Origin of the sequence: Pseudomonas carassii (genome assembly GCF_036324045.1) — a bacterium.
GTDB classification, from domain to species: domain Bacteria; phylum Pseudomonadota; class Gammaproteobacteria; order Pseudomonadales; family Pseudomonadaceae; genus Aquipseudomonas; species Aquipseudomonas peradeniyensis.
The window spans coordinates 99,491-117,627 of sequence record NZ_JAZDCT010000001.1; the positions used below are offsets into that span (position 1 = coordinate 99,491).

An 18,137-nucleotide genomic window follows, 5' to 3' on the forward strand; every position below is an offset into this window, starting at 1 on the left:
GTCAGGCAAAAGCGCCATTCTACCCGCTCGCGGCCGGGCCGGGCGGCCATCGATGAAGGGGATGAGAGGGTTTGCGGCACTTTTGTCGCTTTTTTCTTGCCGGGGCGCTGTGGATAGTGCGGCCATCCCTCCCTGAAACCGGATCACTGCCATGTCACCCCTGAAAGTCGAATTCTTCCACGATGTCGTCTGTGGCTGGTGCTTCGTCCTCGCCCCGCGCCTCAAGCAACTGCAGGACGAACTCAACCTGGACATCCAGCACCGCAGCTTCATCCTGCAGACCAGCCGCGAGGCGATGGTCGAGCGCTTCGGCTCGATGCCCAAGGCCAAGGAAACCATCCTCAGCCATTGGCTGTCGTGCTCGCGCGCCGAGGACGTCAAGCGCATCAACATCGAAGCCATGCGCCAACAGGACTTCGAATACCCCACCGGCCTGCTCGCAGGCCTCGCCTGCCAGACCGCCAAGGCGCTGGGCGGCAACGAAGGCCACGAGCGCCTGTTCGACCGCCTGCAGGAAGCCCACCTGGTGCAGGCCCGCAACATCGGCGACCGCGCCACCGTGCTGGCGGTGGCCGCCGAGGCCGGCTTCGACCCGCAGGCCTTCGCCACGGCATTCGACCAGCAGGCGCCGCAGATGCTCGACGAAGAACTGGCCCTGGGCCGGCGCCTGGGCATCAGTTCGGTGCCCAGCCTGGTGATCGATGGCCGCTACCTGGTCCCCGGCGCCCTGAGCCTCGAGCAACTGCGCCAGACCTTCATCCAGGTCCGTGCCAACCAGAACCAGGCACAAGGAGCCGCACAATGAACAATCGCTACTGGATCGCCGCCGGCGCCTCGCTGTCGCTGCTGACCATGGCCCTGCTGCCCGCCCCGGCGGTGATGGCCAACGACGCCCCCGCCGCCCAGGCCAACGCCACCCCGGTGGCGGTCGCCCGGGTGCAGTCCGGCCCCATGCCGCAGGTGCTCAGCGCCGTCGGCACCCTGGAGGCGGTGCACCAGGTCAATGTCTCGCCGGAAGTCGGCGGGCGTATCACCGCGCTGGAGTTCACCGCCGGCAAGGCCGTGGCCGCCGGCCAAGTGCTGGTCAAGCTCAACGACGCGCCCGAGCGCGGCGAGCTGGCCAAGCTGCAGGCCCAGGCCAAGAACGCCAAGCTGGCCCTGGAGCGCACACGCAAGGTGCTGCCGCTGGCCTCCACCCAGGCCCAGCTGGACCAGGCCCAGGCCAACTACGACCAGTTGCTTGGCGAGATCGCCCAGGTCCAGGCGCAGATCGCGCAGAAGACCATCCGCGCCCCGTTCGCCGGCGTGCTGGGCATCCGCAAGGTCAACCTCGGCCAGTACGTCAGCCCCGGCGACAGCCTGGTGACCCTCACCGAGCTGTCGCGCCTGCACGTCAACTTCCCGCTGCCCGAGCAGTCCGCCGCTGCCCTGCAGGCGGGCCAGACCATCACCCTCAAGGTCGATGCCTGGCCGCAGCAGCGCTTTGTCGCCGCGGTGACCACCCTGGAGCCGCAGATCGACCCGGGCGCCCGCTCCATGCAGGTGCAGGCGACCCTCGACAACCCCGGCCAGCAACTCAAGCCGGGCATGTTCGCCAACGTCAGCATCGAGCTGCCGAGCCACGCCGACGTGCTCAGCGTGCCGGAAACGGCGATCAGCTACAGCGCCTACGGCAACTCGCTGTACGTGCTGCGCGAGAAGGACGGCGCGCTGCGCGTGGAGCAGGTGTTCGTCAAGCTCGGCGCGCGCCGCGACGACCGCGTGGTGGTGCTCGATGCGCTGACCCCGGGCGACCGCGTGGTGGTGTCCGGGCAGATCCGCCTGAGCAATGGCATGCCGGTGCGGGTCACCGACGACACCCTGGCCGCCAGCACCACGCGCAAGCCGGACCTGGCCCAGCAGTAATGGGTTTGCGTGCCACTGAAAAGGACCTGTAGCACCATGAAATTCACCGACCTGTTCATCCGCCGCCCGGTACTGACCCTGGTGGTCTGCGCGATGATCGTCATGCTTGGCCTGCTGGCGCTGCTGAACCTGCCGATCCGCCAGTACCCGCAGCTGGAAAGCGCGACCATCACCATCACCACCGAATACCCCGGCGCCCGCTCGCAGTTGATGCAGGGCTTCGTCACCCAGCCCATCTCGCAAGCCGTGGCCTCGGTCGACGGCGTCGACTACCTGAGCTCGACCTCGACCCAGGGCAAGAGCGTCATCAGCGTGCGCCTGAAGCTCAACGCCGACTCCAACAAGGCCCTCACCGAGATCATGGCCGCCGTCAACCAGGTCAAGTACCGCCTGCCCGAAGGCGCCTACGACTCGGTGGTGGCCAAGTCCTCCGGTGAAGGCACGGCGGTGATCTACATCGGCTTCTCGAGCAAGGACATCGGCCTGCCGGCGATCACCGACTACATCTCGCGGGTGGTGCAGCCACGCGTGGCGGCCATCGACGGCGTGGCCGAGGCGCAGATCCTCGGCGGCCAGAAGCTGGCCATGCGCCTGTGGCTGGACCCGGCGCGGATGGCCGCGCGCAACCTGTCGGCCAGCGACGTGGCCGAGGCCATCCGCCAGAACAACTTCCAGGCCGCCCCCGGGCAGACCAAGGGCCAGTACGTCTCGGCCAACATCAACATCAACACCGACCTGACCAGCGTCGACCAGTTCCGCCAGATGGTGGTGCGCCGCGACGGCGACACGCTGATCCGCCTGAGCGACATCGGCACCGCCGAGCTCGGCGCCACCTCCTATGACACCAGCGGCATCATGGACGGCGAGCCCGCGGTGTTCATCGGCCTGCACGCCACCCCCGCCGGCAACCCGCTGACCATCGTCGGCGCGGTGCAGGACATGATGCCGCAGATCCGCGAGACCATGCCGCCGGGCATGACCGCCAACATCGTGTTCGAGGTGGCGCGCTTCATCCAGGCGTCCATCGATGAAGTGGTCAAGACCCTGATCGAAGCCGTGGTGATCGTCGCCGTGGTGATCTTCCTGTTCCTCGGCTCGCTGCGCAGCGTGCTGATCCCGCTGGTGACCATCCCGCTGTCGCTGATCGGCGCGGCGGCGATCATGAGTCTGTTCGGTTTCAGCATCAACCTGCTGACCCTGCTGTCGATGGTCCTGGCCATCGGCCTGGTGGTGGACGACGCCATCGTCGTGGTGGAGAACGTCCACCGCCATATCGAGGAAGGCAAGTCGCCCTTGCAGGCGGCACTGGTCGGTGCCCGCGAGATCGCCGGCCCGGTGATCGCCATGACCCTGACCCTGGCCGCGGTGTACGCCCCGATCGGCCTGATGGGCGGGCTGACCGGCGCGCTGTTCAAGGAGTTCGCCTTCACCCTCGCCGGCGCCGTGGTGGTGTCCGGCGTGGTGGCGCTGACCCTGTCACCGGTGATGAGCGCCTTCCTGCTCAACCGCCAGGCCAGCGAAGGGCCGATGACCCGTGGCGCCGAGCGCTTCTTCCAGTGGCTGGGCAAGGGCTACGGGCGCGTGCTGGACGTGTCACTGCACCACCGCTGGCTGACCCTGGCGATTGCCGCGGCGGTGTTCGTCAGCCTGCCGATCCTCTACCTCGGCGCCCAGCGCGAACTGGCGCCGGTCGAGGACCAGGCCCAGGTTCTGGCGGTGGCCAAGGCGCCGCAGTACGCCAACATCGACTACACCGAGATGTACGCGCACCGCATGGACCGCCTGTTCGCCACCTTCCCGGAAACCGACATCACCTGGGTGGTCAACGGCAACGACGGCCCGCGCACCGCGTTCGGCGGCGCCAACCTGAGCACCTGGGAAAAGCGCCAGCGCAGCGCCGACCAGCTGCAGGCCGAGATCCAGAAAGCCGTCGGCGAGATCGAGGGCGTGGCCATCTTCGCCTTCCAGCTGCCGCCACTGCCCGGCTCCACCGGCGGCCTGCCGGTGCAGATGGTGATCCAGAGTTCCCAGGACCACCGCGTGGTGTTCGACGCCATGGACAAGATCAAGCAGGCGGCCATGGCCAGCGGCCTGTTCGCCGTGGTCGACAGCGACCTGGACTTCAACAGCCCGCTGGTCAACATCAACATCGACCGCAGCAAGGCCAACGACCTGGGCATCAGCATGCAGGCCATCGGCGACGCCCTGGCGGTGCTGGTGGGCGAGAACTACGTCAACCGCTTCGCCCTCGACGGCCGCTCCTACGACGTGATCCCGCAGGTGGCACGGGCCCAGCGCCTGTCGGCGGAGATGCTGGTCGGCCAGTACGTCAAGGCCGCCAACGGCGCCCAGGTGCCGCTGTCGACCCTGGTCAGCTTCGACATGTCGATCGAGCCCAACAAGCTGACCCAGTTCAACCAGCTCAACTCGGCCACCCTGCAGGCGGTGCCGGCGCCGGGCGTGAGCATTGGCGACGCGGTGCAGTTCCTCGCCGCCCAGGCCAATGCCCTGCCCACCGGCTTCAGCCATGACTGGCTGTCCGATGCCCGCCAGTTCGTCCAGGAAGGCAGCGCCCTGGTGGTGACGTTCATCTTCGCCATCCTGGTCATCTACCTGGTGCTGGCGGCGCAGTTCGAAAGCCTGCGCGACCCGCTGGTGATCCTGGTCAGCGTGCCGATGTCGGTGTGCGGCGCGCTGATCCCGCTGTACCTGGGCTACGCCACGGTGAACATCTACACGCAGATCGGCCTGGTGACCCTGGTCGGCCTGATCAGCAAGCACGGCATCCTCATGGTCGAGTTCGCCAACGAGCTGCAGCAGGCCGACCAGCTCGACCGCCGCACGGCCATCGAGCGCGCCGCGCAGATCCGCCTGCGGCCGATCCTGATGACCACCGCGGCCATGGTGGTGGGCCTGGTCCCACTGCTACTGGCCAGCGGCGCCGGTGCCCACAGCCGCTTCAGCCTGGGCCTGGTGATCGTCATCGGCATGCTGGTCGGCACGCTGTTCACCCTGTTCATCCTGCCCACCGTGTACTCGCTGCTGGCCAAGGACCACCGTGCCAGCGAAGACCCACGCCTGCAGGAACTGGCCGCCTACACCCAGCCGGCCTGACCCTTTAGCCCGCCCTCCCCTGTGGCAGCCGTGATCGGCTGCCCCTGGGAGCGGCCGGCCCGAATAAAGAGAAACGACATGCTACGTAAGACCCTTCTGCCCCTTCTGCTCCTGGCGCCCCTGGCCCAGGCCGTTGCCGCCGAGCGTGCGACACTGATGTCGGTGTATGCCCAGGTGGTCGAGCACAACAGCGACATGGCCGCCGCCCGCGAGAACTACCTGGCCCGCCGCGAGGCCGTGCCCCTGGCCCGCGCCCGCCTGCTGCCGCAGGTAGCCCTGGATGCCGAGGCCGGTGACGTGCGCAGCGACCGCCGCCAGGTCGAACAGCGCAGCGGCAGCCTGTACCGCCTGAGCCTCGACCAGCCGTTGTTCGACCTCAGCCGCTGGTTCGACCTCAAGGCCGCGCAGTCCGAGAACGAACAGGCCGAACTGGACTTCTCGGCGTTCCAGCAGCAGCTGATCCTCGACACCGCCAGCAGCTACTTCGACACCCTGCTGGCCGAGGACAACCTGGCCACCGCCAAGGCCGAGCTGCGTGCCTTCGACCGCCAGTTGCAGCAGACCCGACTGAGCTACGACGCCGGCCTGTCCGACCAGAACGACATGCTCTCGGCCCAGGCCAGCTTCGACCGCGCCAGCGCCAACCTGATCGACAGCCAGCGCCGCAGCGAAGACGCCTACCAGGCGCTGATGCGCCTGACCGGCCAGGCGCAGCCGGCATTGGCCGGAATCCGCCACAGCCTGCCGGTGCAGGCGCCGGTGCCAGCACGCGCCGAGGCCTGGGTCGAACAGGCCATGGCGCAGAACCTGCGCCTGCGCGCCAGCCAGGCCGCCGTCAGCCAGGCCGGCCAGACCCTGCGCAGCAGCAAGGCCGATCACCTGCCGACCTTCAACCTGGCCATGGGCTACACCGAGGGCGACAGCGACCTGATGGACTCCAGCGCGCACTTCGGCCAGCGCCCCGGCAACCAGCGCGACAGCTCGGTGATGGTGCAGATGAAGCTGCCGCTGTTCAGCGGCGGCGGCACCAGCGCGCGGGTACGCCAGGCCACCCATGAGCTGGCACGCACCGAGTACGGCCGCACCAGCCTCGAGCGCGAGGTGCTGGAAGGTTCGCGCAACGCCTTCCGCGCGGTGGTCAGCGATGTCGAGCAGGTGCGCGCGCGACGCCAGAGCATTGTCTCCAGCCAAGGCTCGTTGCGGGCGACCGAGGCGGGGTATGAGGTGGGCAGCCGCAACATCGTCGATATCCTCGATGCGCAGCGCGACCTGTACAACGCGGTACGTGACTACAACGTCTCGCGCTATGCGTACATCGTCGACAGCCTGCGGCTCAAGCAGCAGGCCGGCAGCCTGAGCCCGGATGACCTGCGCGAGCTGGCGGGGTATCTGAAGCTGGATTACGAGCCGGAGCGGGATTTCCTGCCGAGTGATCTGCGCGGGTAAGGTATTGGCAATCGCGGGGCCCGCGCCCACGACAGCGTGTTCATGTTGAGAATTGGCATCCGGCTTGGGCCTGCCGGGGCTGCTTTGCAGCCCTTTCGCGGCACAAGGCCGCTCCTACAGGGGCGGGCGGTCACCTGTAGGAGCGGCCTTGTGCCGCGAAAGGGCCATCGGATCAACCGCAGCGGTTCAACCCCAGCTCCATATCATCGATCAACGCCTTGGCCATGGCGCTCAACATGCGCGCTGCGCTGCCCGCCATCAGGTCGCCTTCCATCTCGGCCTCGCAGGTGAGGTGGCGAATGCAGCCAAGCAGCACCGACAACTCGCTGAAGGCATCCGCGAAGGGAATGCCCGGCTCGACCTTGAACAGGTCCATGCAACGGGTCCGGCCTGCGGTACGTGCGTTGGTCATGGTTGTACCCCTGGCTTGTGTTCGAGCAAGGCACAGGCCAGCTGGCCGAGGTAGTCACTGGCGGTGAACAGACGGTCCTGGGCTTCGCCGGGGTCGGTCTTGAAGTAGATATCGAGGACATCGGAAATGGCGGTGGTCACCTCGACGGCGGCGGTCATGGCTTCTTCGCGGGTGAGGGTCGGGTGGATAGCGATGACGGGGGCTAGACGGGGTGGGTCTGGGACGATCTTTTTCATGATGAAACTCCAGTGCGTGACAGGAGCGGCCATCTCGATCTTTCTCACGGACAAAGGTGGCAGCCGTACGCGGGGTGAGAAACCGGTGCACTGAAGCCGGCCAGACCGAAGTCTGCCCGCGCAGGGCTGCCATGAAGCAATAGCCTTGGCAGTGCAGGTCGGGTTCTCACACCCGGTCACCTGATATGGCGACCCAGTGAAGTTATCCGTGGGGTATTTCCCCGACAACGCGGCGGCTTCCGGCAAGCGCGTAGGATAGTTCCCAAGCTTTGCTGGCTGAAGCATTTGGTTTCAGGTTCGGAAGTTTCTTACGTTGATAGTGGAAGAACATGGCCGGGCAGCGCCCGGATCGCGGGGCAAGCCCGCTCCCACGACAGCGCGTTTGGAGCGGGATGCAAAGGGTGGCAACTGTGCACGGGGTGAGAAACCGAGGCGCAAGAGAAACTCGGCCAGACCAAAGTCTGCCTGGGCACAGCCGCCATAACTGGATTGCCGATCATCCAAGCTTCAGGCTCTCACACCCTCCCCCCAATGAGGCTACCCAGTGAAGTTATCCTTGGGGTACTTCCCCGACAACGCGGTGGCCTCCGGCAAGCGCGTAGGATTGTTCCCAAGCCTATTCGACTCAAGCATTTGGCTTCAGGTTTAGAAGCGTTTACTCAGAAAATCGCAGAGGATGGCCGGGCAAGCCCGCAATAGCAATCAAGAGTTCACCAAACAACAACTAGCGATAGCTGCACCAGCACAGGCGCCGCCCGTAACTTCGCGACTTCAGGAGGCCGAACGCAGGCCTTGCGGAGGGAGGTGACGGGCATGGATGTCCGTCAAGCGCTGCGCCCCAGGATGGGGCGTTCAGCGCGGTCCTCCCGGGAGCAAGGCCGGAGTGAGGGGACCCGGAGCGAAGCGCAGGGCCGGATGAATGGAGCGCCACGGCTTTGCTTACTTTGGCCGCGGACGGCGAGTTACGACCAAAGTAAGCCGCCGTAAGGGCGGAAAGGTGACTAAGCGTCGACATCACAAATGAATGCGCCTACATCCCTCGAAACCACCACCCACGATCCTTCAAGCAACTACAGGCCGATACTCCCGACACCGCTCCCGCAGTATCTGCGCCAGCAACCGCACCTCGGGACTGTGCCGGTACTCCTCGGGATACCCCATGTACATCGGCACCTCCCGCTCCCGCTGATGCTGCAGGTTGACCCGCACCAACCGCCCTTGCGCCAGCCCCTGCTGCACCCGATGTTCCGGCAACCAGGCGAACCCCATCCCCCGCTCGACGAAGCTCTCGGCCGCCGCCAGGCTGCTCACCGTCCAGCGCTGCGAGGTCCCCAGCCAGCCACTGTTCTGCGAATTGCGCGTGCCGGAATCGCGGATCACCACCTGCCGGTGGTTCTTCATGTCGTCCAGGCTCAACTCCCCCTGCGCCTCGCTCAGCGGGTGGCTGGCCCCCACCACGCAGACCAGCGAGACATTGAGCAGGAACTCCTGCAGGTAGCCGGAAGGCAGGCTGCTGGCGATACCCAGCTCGACCTTGCCGTCCTCCAGCAACTCGCGGGCCCCGGACAACGCCGTTTCGTACAAGCGGATACGGTGATCCTTGTACTCCTGGGCAAACTCCAGCAGCGCCTGCTGCAAAAGCTCGAGGGGGAACAGCACATCCACCGCCAGCGCCTGCTCGGTGAACAGCCCAGGCTGGTATTGGTTGGCCAGGTGTTCGAGCTTCTGCGCCGCGCCCAGCAGGTGCTTGGCCTGGGGCAGCAGGGCCTTGCCCAGGGAGGTGAGCACGGCCTTGCGGCCTTCGATGATGAACAGCTCCTGGCCCAGGAGCATTTCCATGCGGTTGACCGAGTGGCTGATGGCCGACTGCGACTTGTACATGTGCTCGCCGGCCTGCTGGAACCCGCCGCACTCGACCGTGCAGACGAACGCGCGCCACTGATCGAGACTGATCTTGGAAAACACCACTACCTCCTTGTATGCCCGCGCCTGCGGGTGACGAATCCTGTGTCCTGCGGGGTTGTACCACAGCTTCGCCCGACACATGAAGACCATGCCGCGATGCGCGCACTTTTTGTCACTATTCGCCCGGCGCGGTTCATGCGACAACAACCTCCCTCACGGTGCCCGGCACTAATGGATGAATAACGGACAAGGAAGTCCCGACCATGCAGAGATGCACAAGCGACACGGCATAAATATACAGCCGAAACAACAGGTCAATCCGGCGATAACACCGCCATAAAATTTTCATATTAAAACAATTGAAAATTTTAATTGCCCTATTGTTAGACAATCCGCTCACTACCCCTTTTCGCAAGCCGCGTGAAATCACGGGGCACGCGGCTGCACGCGATAAATAAACCTTTAACTTTCCCGCCTGAAAAACCATGAGCAGGCGTCATCAATCCCATCGGAATTATTCGCTTTTTTTGGCAAAAGCTTCAGCCGCAATAATTAAATGGCCAGCAGGGTCTGGCACCGGAACAACAAGACCGGTTGTGTATTTTGGGATTTTTTCAACAGTGAAAAATAATTGGGCATACACATGAAAATCGGCATTGATGATATTGGGCTGTCTGTACCGCAACACTTTTTCGCACTGGAAGAACTTGCCGAACGGCATGGTATCGATCCGCAGAAATACCTGGTCGGCATCGGCCAGGAGTTCATGGCCGTGCCGGCCCCGGACGAAGACATCGTGACCCTGGCGGCCAACGCCGCCCTGCCGCTGCTCGATGACGCCACCCGCGCCTCGATCGCCACGGTGATCCTCGCCACCGAGAGCGGCATCGACCAGTCCAAGGCCGCCGGCCTGTTCGTCCACAGCCTGCTCGGCCTGCGTGCCGACTGCCGCGTGGTGGAGTTCAAGCAGGCCTGCTACGGCGCCACCGCTGGCTTGCAGATGGCCCGTGCGCTGGTCGCCCAGCGTCCTCACGAGAAGGTACTGGTGATCGCCACCGACATCGCCCGCTACGAGCAGAACTCCGAGGGCGAATGCACCCAGGGCGCCGGCGCCGTGGCCATGATCGTGGCCGAGAACCCGCGCCTGCTGGAGCTGCACCCGCACCAGGGCCGCTACAGCCTGGACGTCTCGGACTTCTGGCGGCCGAACCTGCGCAGCACCGCGCTGGTCGACGGCAAGCTGTCGATCGAGGTCTACCTGGAGTCGCTGCGCAACGCCTGGCAGAGTTACCGCGCCGACGGCGGCCTAGGCCTGGAAGACATGAGCTTCCTGTGCTTCCACCAGCCGTTCACCAAGATGGCGAAGAAAGCCTTCTCGGTGTTCGAGGCAATCGAGCCTGAAGCGGCCAAGGCCCTGGGCGAGAAGGCCTACTCCACCAGCCAGCTGTACGGCAAGGCCATCGGCAACTGCTACACCGCCTCGCTGTACATCGCCCTGCTGTCGCTGCTGGACAACAGCGACGAGGACCTGACCGGCCGCAACATCGGCCTGTTCAGCTACGGTTCGGGCAGCGTCGGCGAGTTCTTCAGCGCCACCGTGGTGCCGGGCTACCAGGCCCATTCGCGGCGCAAGGCGCATGCGCGCATGCTGGCCAGCCGCACCCGCCTGGGCCATGAGCAGTACAGCAGCTGGTTCTACGGCGACAACCACCCGGCCATGGCCGACTACAGCACCCCGTACGTCACCGGCGGCGCGTTCCGCTACGGCGGTTGCGAGGGCTATCGCCGTCAGTACGAGAGCACCGCCCTGTCCCTGAAGATGGCGAGCTGACGACCATGAGCGACGTGCTGCTGAGCTGGCCGCAACCCGCGGTCGCCTGCCTGACCCTGAACCGTCCGCATGCCGGCAACGCCCTCGACGAGGCCCTGCTCGGGGCCTTGCACGAGCAGCTGCAGGCCCTCGCCGAGCACCCGGGGCTGCGCGCCCTGGTGCTCGACGGCGCCGGCGAGCACCTGTGCACCGGGGCGGACCTGGAGTGGATGCGCCGCAGCCGTGACTTCGACCATGCGCGCAACCTGGAGGACGCCAGCCTGCTGGCCAACGTCCTGCAACGCCTGGACGACTTCCCGGTGCCGGTGCTGATGCTGGCCCGCGGCGCGGTGTTCGGCGGGGCCCTGGGCCTGCTGTGCTGCGCCGACCACGTGCTGGCCGCCGAGGATGCGCGGTTCTGCTTCAGCGAGGCGCGCCTGGGCCTGGCCCCGGCCTTGATCAGCCCCTACGTGGTGCGCGCCATGGGCGTGCGCCAGGCACGGCGCTACATGCTCTCGGCCGAGGTGTTCGGCGGCGAGGACGCGCTGCGCCTGCAGCTGGTCCACCGCCTGGTGCCCGCCGCCGAGCTGGAGCAGGCCCGCGACCGCTGGCTGGCCACCCTGCTGCAGACCGGCCCCCAGGCCAGTCGCGAGATCAAGCAGATGCTGGCGCGCCTGGCAGGCCGCGACCACCTGCTCGACGAGCAGGGTTGCAACCTGCAGCTGATCGCCCGCCTGCGCACCTCCAGCGAGGGCCAGCACGGTCTTGCCGCCTTCTTCGAACGCAGTCGCCCCGACTGGGCGCAATGAACCCTGGGTGCGCGGACCACGAAGCCCGCGCCGTTCCGGCGTCGCCGACGACGCCCGACCTATGAGAAAAGGATTTTGCCATGTGTGGTTTCATCGGTGTCTACCAGTCCAAACGCAACAGCATCAGCGACCAGTCGATCCTCGACGCCCTGGCCGCCATCAACCACCGCGGCCCGGACGAGCACAGCCTGTGGCGTGACCCGGGCGAGCGCGCCGTGCTCGGCCACACCCGCCTGAGCATCATCGGTCTGGACAACGGCATGCAGCCGATCGTCGCAGACGAAGGCGACCTGGCGGTGATCGTCAACGGCGAGTTCTACGACCACGAGCGCATCCGTACCGAACTGCAGGCCGAAGGCGCGATCTTTAAGACCGCCTCGGACAGCGAGATCGCCCTGCACCTGTACCGCCGCTCCGGCATGGCCGGGCTCAAGGAGCTGCGCGGCGAGTTCGCCATGGTCCTGTTCGATCGCCGTCGCCGCCTGATGCTGGCGGTGCGCGACCGCCTGGGCATCAAGCCGCTGTTCTACACCCAGCATGAAGGCAACTGGTACTTCGCCTCCGAGATCAAGGCCCTGCTGGCCGCCGGCGTCAACCCGACCTGGGACGAGAACGCCTACGCCAGCCGCGCCTTCTATCTGCGCGACCACACCCTGTTCGAAGGCGTGCGCAGCGTGCAGCCGGGTTGCTGGGTGATGGTCGACCACGGCGGCCTGCACAGCGGTCGTTACTGGGACATGGAATTCGCCCGCCGCGACACCCCGGCGCCGAGCGACGAGGCCGGCATGATCGAATCCGTGCGCGCCGCCATCGAGGAAGCGGTGCGCCTGCGCCTGCGCGCCGACGTGCCGATGGGCGTGTACCTGAGCGGCGGCATCGACTCCTCGGCGATGCTGGGCATGGCCACCGCCCTCAAGGGCGAGCCGCTGGACGCCTTCAACCTGTCGTTCACCGACATGGACGACTATGACGAGAACCGTTTCGCGCGCATGGCCGCCGAGCACAACGGCGCGCGCTTCCACACTATCGAGATCACCCAGGACGACCTGGCCGACAACTTCGAGCAGGCGGTGTGGCACAACGAGACGCCGTTCTTCAACGCCCACGGCGTGGCCAAGTACATCCTCAGCAAGGAAGTGCGCAAGGCCGGCCTGAAGGTGGTGCTGACCGGCGAAGGCGCCGACGAAGTGTTCGCCGGCTACCCGCACTTCCGCCGTGACATGCTGCTGTACAACAACGAGCAACAAGACCCGAAAGTCATCGACCTGCTGCGCCAGCGCATCCAGGCCAACGAGCAGGGCTACACCAACGCGCACATGCCCCACGACATCCACTGGATGGTCGACCAGCTCAAGCACGGCGTGTCGTGGCTGGACAACCAGGCCGGCTGGTTCAAGGCCCTGGAGAGCCTGTACCGCGGCGACTTCCGCGACCACTTCACCGGTGTCGACCCGTACCGCCAGTTCTTCGACCGCCTCGACCACGGCAAGCTCGCCGACCGCGACCCGGTGCACAACTCCATGTACCTGTGGGCCAAGTCGTACCTGCCGAACTTCGTCCTCACCACCCTGGGCGACCGCATGGAGATGGCCAACAGCATCGAAGGCCGCGTGCCGCTGCTCGACCACCACGTGGTCGAACTGGCCTGCCAGCTGCCGGTGTGGATGAAGGTGCGCGGCGCCACCGAGAAGTACGTGTTCCGCGAAGCCATGCGCCCTTACCTGCCCAAGGCCCTGTACGAGCGCAAGAAGCATTACTTCCGTGCGCCGCCGGCCACCCTGCAGCAGCAAGGCCGCCTGTGGCAGCTGGTGCAGGACACCCTGCACAGCCGTGACCTGGACGCGCTGCCGTTCTTCGACGCGGCCAAGGTACGCACCCTGCTCAAGCAGCTGCCGACCCTCAGCGCCCAGGAACAGGGCCTGCTCGACCCGATGCTGATGGAGCTGACCAGCCTGTGCCTGCTGCAGCGCCGCTACCGCATGAGCGGCCAGAGCTGGAACACCTTGAGCGAGGTGGCCGCATGAAGATCGCAATCATCGGCGCCGGCCTCAATGGCCTGGCCTGCGCCCTGATTCTCAAGCGCTTCGGCCTCGAGGCCACGGTGTACGAGCGGGCCCATGGCCCGCGCGACTCGGGCACCGGCATCTACGTCTGGCCCCAGGGCGTACAGGTGCTGCGCTTCCTGTTCAACGACACCGGGTTCATCGGCCGCGGCAAGGCCATCGAGTTCCTCGACACCCATGGCCGCGACGGTCGCCTGATCCACAGCCAGCCGGTGCGCCCGGACGGCCTGGGGATCCCGGCGCCGGCGGTGATGTTCCCGCGTCCCGAGCTGTTCGGCCTGCTGCGCGAACGCCTGGCCCCCGGGCAGATCCGCTACCAGATGGGCTGCGAGAAAGTGGAGAAGGTCGGCGAACAGGCGCGGGTCACCTTCAGCAACGGCGAACAGGAAGACTTCGACCTGGTGATCGGCAGCGACGGCGTCGGCTCCACCGTGCGCCAGTGCCTGGAACCGGGCCTGACGCCCTACGACACGGGGCTGGTGGCCAGCCGCGGCATGGTCGAGTTCGACTCGCCGCTGCTGCTGCCGGACCGTTGCCAGATCTTCGCCTCGGAGTTCTCGCGGGTGGTCACCTACCCGCTGGCGGCCGACCGTCCGTACCGCTACTGGTTCGCCGCCTACCAGCACCGCAACCAGCCGCTGCTTGACCGTGACGGCCTGGTACAGCTGTTCGCCGACCTACCGCCGGACGTGGTGCGAATGATCGAAGCCACCGAGCACGAGCAGATCCTCACCCACAAGATGATGGCGCTGACCGGTGCCGGCTGCTGGCAGAACGGCCGCGTGGTGATGCTCGGCGACAGCATCCACGCCATGCTGCCGACCCTCGGCTATGGCCTGACCCTCGGCCTGGAGAACGCCTTCATGCTCGCCCAGGCCCTGGTCGGCTGCTGCGACGAGCGCCTCGACAGCGCCCTGCAACGCTACGAGATCCGCGCCGCCGAACGTTCGCGGGTGATGCTGGAAGTGATGCGCGACATGACCGACCTGTACTACTTCGAGGAGGACAGCGCCATGACCTCCTCGCGGATCCGGCCGATCGTCGAGCGCTTCCACGACCTGGCCCTGACCACGGTGTTCTGAGGAGATCGCCATGAGTGACGCATACCGCCAGCGCCTGCAGGCCTTCGTCAGCGAGCGCATCACGCCGAACGTGGCGGCCTGGGAGCAGCTCGGCGCCTACCCGGCCACGCTCAACCGCGAGGCCGGCGCCGCCGGCCTGCTCGGCCTGGGCCACGACCACCGCCAGTTGCCGGACGACCCTCGGGCCGTGGCGGTGCTGATCGAGGAGCTGACCCGCAGCGGCGCCCAGGGCATCACCATGGGCCTGGGCTCGCACTTCGTCAGCCTCAAGGCGGTGCAGGCCACCGGCCACCCGATCGTCCACGACCTGGTGCCGGCAGTGCTCGACGGCCGCCAGAGCATCGCCCTGGCGATCACCGAGCGCCAGGCCGGCTCCGACCTGCGCGCCCTGGAGTGCCGGGCCACGCGCCAGGCCGACGGCTACCGGCTGAACGGGCACAAGGCGTTCATCTGCAACGCCACCCGTGCCGACTGGCTGCTGATGGTCGGCCACTGCGAGGACGGCCTGGCGCTGTTCCTGGTCGAGGGCTCCGCCGCCGGCATCCGCCACACCCCGCGCCAGGCCCTGGGCTGGCGCTGCCTGCCACTGGCCGATCTGGAGCTTGTGGACGTGCCAGCGCTGCGCCTGACCGGCAAGGGCGGCGTCGGCCGCCTGCTGCAGGCCAGCCTGCAGCAGGAGCGGCTGAACCTGGCGGTGATGGCCATCACCAGCGCAGACATGGCCCTGCAGGCCGCCATCGACTGGTGCAAGAGCCGCCAGGTCGGCGGCAAGCCGCTGTTCGACAAGTCGGTGATCCGCCAGCGCCTGGCCGAGCACTACGCGCAGCTGACGGTCAGCCGCCAGTTCGTCGACACCTGCGTGACCCGCCAGGCCGAAGGCACCCTGGACGCGCACCAGGTGGCCATCGCCAAGAACAGCGCCGTACAGACCCTGGAAACCCTGGCCCGTGACGCCGTGCAGTTGCATGGCGCCCACGGCTGCGTCGAGCCCTCGCTGGTCGAACGCATCCACCGCGACGCCCGCCTGCTGGCCATCGGCGGCGGCACCCACGAAATCATGCTGGAAATCATCGCCCGGCACCTGTGAAGGATCACACCATGAGCACCATCAGCGACCACGCCGCCGCGCACTCGCGCGCGCTGCTCGAACACGCCTACCAGCGCTACTGCGGGCTGGAAATGCTGGAACAGTCCCCCGGCCAGTGCACCTGCCGGCTGACCGTCACCGATGCCATCGACAACCTCAGCCAGACCCTGCACGGCGGGGTGATCTACTCGATGCTCGACGTCACCAGCATGCTCGCCACCCTGCCCTTGCTGGGGCCGGACGAGTACGCCCTGACCAACAGCTTCAACACCCTGCTGCTGTCGGCCACGCCGCGCGACACCGAGGTGCTGTTCCACGCCAAGGTGATCCGCGACGGCCGCAACCTGATGTTCACCCAGGCCGAGGCCTGGCGGGTCAACGCCGACGGCAGCCAGACGCGCATTGCCAGCGCGCAGTTGAGCAAGTTCAGGCTCAAGCGCGAGTGGTGACGGCGTAATCATCCATCACGTTCATCGCGGGGCAAGCCCGCTCCCACGCGATTTGTGGGAGCAGGCTTGCCCCGCGATCGTTTCAGCACAGAGCCCCTGGCGATACATGACAACCTTAAGGGTAATACCCTGATTATCTGCGCTTTTCACTCCCGCCCGATTGCTCAAGACTGGCTGTCACACACATCACTGAAAGGATTCTCGCAATGAATCACAAGGTCCTGGTCATCCGCTCCTCGATCAAGTCCGATGGCGGCTTCTCCGGCCAACTGGTGGACAACTTCCTCAAGCAGCTCAAAGAGGTCAACCCTGAAGCTTCGGTGGCGGTACGCGACCTGCACGCCCAGCCCATCCCGCACCTCAATGCGGTGACCATGGACGCCCTGTTTGGCGGTGACGCCAGCAGCATCGAGGCGGCCGCGGCGCTGAAGCTGTCCAACGAGCTGATCGAAGAGATCCAGGAAGCCGACCGCGTGGTGATCGGCCTGCCACGCTACAACTTCGGCGCACCGTCGATCCTGCACACCTGGGTCGACTACATCGTGCGTGGTGGCGTCACCTTCACCTACGTCGACGGCGCCCCGGTCGGGCTGCTCGACGACAAGCCGGTGCACGTGCTCAACGCCAGCGGCGGCGTCTACAGCCAGGGCACCGACACCCTGGCCGGCTGGCTGTCGCAGACCCTGGGCTTCGTCGGCCTGAACAGCGTCGAGTTCATCTACGCCGAAGGCCTGGGCATGGGCGAAGAAAGCCTGGCCGCAGGCCTGGCCGCCGCCAACCTGAAGATCCAGCACAGCATCGCCGCCCTCGGCGAACGCCCATGCCCAAGCCTGGCCACCGCCGTAGGAAGGTAAGATGACCCGCAGCCAAGACAACCCGTCGGTCCAGGAGCTGTTCCTCAGCGAACTGGTGGCCGAGCCCAACCGCTACCACCTGTACATCTCCCACGCCTGCCCGTTCTCGCACCGGGTGCACCTGGTGCAGAGCCTGCTGGGCCTGGAAGACGCGCTGGACGTCACCTCCGTGGCGGCCCGCCGCCACGACCAGGGCTGGGAGTTCGACGAGCACGACCAGGACCCGCTGCACAAGGACGTCACCCTGCTGTCGAGCCTGTACGAGCGCTCGCGCCCGGGCTTCACCGGCAACCAGTCGGTGCCGGTCCTCTGGGACCGCCAGCAGAACCGCATCGTGCACAACGACTCGGCGGAGCTGGCACTGCAGATGGCCACCCGCCTGCAGCCCCTGGCCAAGACCCCGATCGACCTGGTGCCCGACCGCTCCAGCTGCGACATCGTCGAGCTCAACCAGTGGCTGCACACCAACATCAACCGCATGGTCTACCACATGGGCTTCGCCCCGGACCAGGAGAGCTACGACCAGGCCTTCCAGCAGTTCTTCGCGGCCATGGACACCCTCGAGCACCGGCTGCGCAAGCAGCCGTACCTGGTGGGCGGCAAGCTGAGCCTGTCGGACCTGTTCCTGCTGCCCACGCTGATCCGCTACGAGGCGGTGTACTACGTGCACTTCAAGACCAACCACAAGACCCTGGCCGAGTACCCGGCGCTGTACCAGTACCTGGTGCGCCTGACGCAGATCCCGGCGATCTACCGCACCATCGACATGGCGCATATCAAGCTGCACTACTACTACTCGCACAACCACATCAACCCGACCCGGATCGTGCCCCAGGGGCCGGCGTTGAGCTGGTTGAACTGAGCAGTCGGCGTCGGACCGGCCGGAAAGGGCTGCAAAGCAGCCCCAACGGGTTGAAGCCGATTGCCGCTCAGCACCTTGAGGCTGTTACGCGCCATGACCACGC

Annotated in this window: 16 protein-coding genes; 12 read left to right on the forward strand and 4 right to left on the reverse strand. The window is 66.4% G+C overall.

The genetic code is table 11. The annotated features are described in order from the left end of the window. Nucleotides 1-151: 151 nt before the first annotated feature. The 4 genes from V0R62_RS00395 to V0R62_RS00410 all read left to right on the forward strand — a co-directional run bounded on the left by V0R62_RS00395 (nucleotide 152) and on the right by V0R62_RS00410 (nucleotide 6,465). Nucleotides 152-805 carry a DsbA family oxidoreductase gene (locus V0R62_RS00395; protein WP_050706613.1) on the forward strand — a complete coding sequence of 218 codons (654 nt, stop codon included), beginning with the start codon at nucleotides 152-154 and terminating at the stop codon, nucleotides 803-805. Continuing rightward, nucleotides 802-1,905, forward strand: coding sequence for an efflux RND transporter periplasmic adaptor subunit (locus tag V0R62_RS00400; RefSeq protein WP_330102288.1), 1,104 nt, complete (start codon nucleotides 802-804; stop codon nucleotides 1,903-1,905). Before V0R62_RS00395 ends, V0R62_RS00400 begins: the two co-directional genes overlap by 4 nt. A 36-nt stretch (nucleotides 1,906-1,941) precedes the next feature. Continuing rightward, nucleotides 1,942-5,019: a MexW/MexI family multidrug efflux RND transporter permease subunit gene (locus V0R62_RS00405; protein ID WP_330102289.1), complete on the forward strand. Its 3,078-nt coding sequence runs from the start codon at nucleotides 1,942-1,944 to the stop codon at nucleotides 5,017-5,019. Nucleotides 5,020-5,097: 78 nt separating this feature from the next. Beyond that, entirely contained in the window at nucleotides 5,098-6,465 is a 1,368-nt protein-coding gene (locus tag V0R62_RS00410; RefSeq protein WP_330102290.1) for a TolC family outer membrane protein, read from the forward strand. Between the two features lie 172 nt (nucleotides 6,466-6,637). Here V0R62_RS00410 and V0R62_RS00415 read toward each other — a convergent pair whose 3' ends face one another. The 4 genes from V0R62_RS00415 to V0R62_RS00430 all read right to left on the reverse strand — a co-directional run bounded on the left by V0R62_RS00415 (nucleotide 6,638) and on the right by V0R62_RS00430 (nucleotide 9,739). Next, nucleotides 6,638-6,877: a DUF3077 domain-containing protein gene (locus V0R62_RS00415; protein ID WP_232966464.1), complete on the reverse strand. Its 240-nt coding sequence runs from the start codon at nucleotides 6,875-6,877 to the stop codon at nucleotides 6,638-6,640. Continuing rightward, nucleotides 6,874-7,113: a hypothetical protein gene (locus V0R62_RS00420; protein WP_330102291.1), complete on the reverse strand. Its 240-nt coding sequence runs from the start codon at nucleotides 7,111-7,113 to the stop codon at nucleotides 6,874-6,876. Before V0R62_RS00420 ends, V0R62_RS00415 begins: the two co-directional genes overlap by 4 nt. A gap of 1,062 nt (nucleotides 7,114-8,175) precedes the next feature. Beyond that, nucleotides 8,176-9,078, reverse strand: a complete 903-nt coding sequence (locus V0R62_RS00425; protein WP_330102292.1) for a LysR family transcriptional regulator — start codon at nucleotides 9,076-9,078, stop codon at nucleotides 8,176-8,178. A 454-nt stretch (nucleotides 9,079-9,532) separates the two neighbouring features. Continuing rightward, a complete protein-coding gene (locus tag V0R62_RS00430) occupies nucleotides 9,533-9,739 on the reverse strand; it encodes a hypothetical protein (protein WP_162232977.1) in 207 nt (68 codons plus the stop codon). Between V0R62_RS00430 and V0R62_RS00435 the strand changes: the two genes are divergently transcribed. From V0R62_RS00435 to V0R62_RS00470, 8 genes are all read left to right on the forward strand, one after another. Next, on the forward strand, nucleotides 9,662-10,849 hold the full coding sequence (locus V0R62_RS00435) for a hydroxymethylglutaryl-CoA synthase (RefSeq protein ID WP_330102293.1): 1,188 nt from the start codon (nucleotides 9,662-9,664) through the stop codon (nucleotides 10,847-10,849). The genes V0R62_RS00430 and V0R62_RS00435 overlap by 78 nt on opposite strands. Before the next feature lie 5 nt (nucleotides 10,850-10,854). Continuing rightward, nucleotides 10,855-11,637, forward strand: a complete 783-nt coding sequence (locus V0R62_RS00440; protein ID WP_186732921.1) for an enoyl-CoA hydratase-related protein — start codon at nucleotides 10,855-10,857, stop codon at nucleotides 11,635-11,637. Nucleotides 11,638-11,717: 80 nt separating this feature from the next. Continuing rightward, a complete protein-coding gene (gene asnB / locus V0R62_RS00445; RefSeq protein ID WP_110739293.1) occupies nucleotides 11,718-13,661 on the forward strand; it encodes an asparagine synthase (glutamine-hydrolyzing) in 1,944 nt (647 codons plus the stop codon). Beyond that, nucleotides 13,658-14,782 carry an FAD-dependent oxidoreductase gene (locus tag V0R62_RS00450; RefSeq protein WP_330102294.1) on the forward strand — a complete coding sequence of 375 codons (1,125 nt, stop codon included), beginning with the start codon at nucleotides 13,658-13,660 and terminating at the stop codon, nucleotides 14,780-14,782. The genes asnB and V0R62_RS00450 overlap by 4 nt, the downstream gene beginning before the upstream one ends. A gap of 10 nt (nucleotides 14,783-14,792) precedes the next feature. Further along, nucleotides 14,793-15,869 carry an acyl-CoA dehydrogenase family protein gene (locus V0R62_RS00455; protein ID WP_330102295.1) on the forward strand — a complete coding sequence of 359 codons (1,077 nt, stop codon included), beginning with the start codon at nucleotides 14,793-14,795 and terminating at the stop codon, nucleotides 15,867-15,869. Nucleotides 15,870-15,880: 11 nt separating this feature from the next. Continuing rightward, complete coding sequence (locus V0R62_RS00460; protein ID WP_028692820.1) at nucleotides 15,881-16,318, forward strand: PaaI family thioesterase; 438 nt, start codon at nucleotides 15,881-15,883, stop codon at nucleotides 16,316-16,318. A gap of 206 nt (nucleotides 16,319-16,524) precedes the next feature. Next, nucleotides 16,525-17,172 (forward strand): FMN-dependent NADH-azoreductase, encoded by a 648-nt coding sequence (locus tag V0R62_RS00465; RefSeq protein WP_023629104.1) that lies wholly within the window; start codon nucleotides 16,525-16,527, stop codon nucleotides 17,170-17,172. A gap of 1 nt (nucleotide 17,173) precedes the next feature. Continuing rightward, complete coding sequence (locus V0R62_RS00470) at nucleotides 17,174-18,034, forward strand: glutathione S-transferase C-terminal domain-containing protein (protein WP_330102296.1); 861 nt, start codon at nucleotides 17,174-17,176, stop codon at nucleotides 18,032-18,034. Nucleotides 18,035-18,137 lie beyond the last annotated feature (103 nt).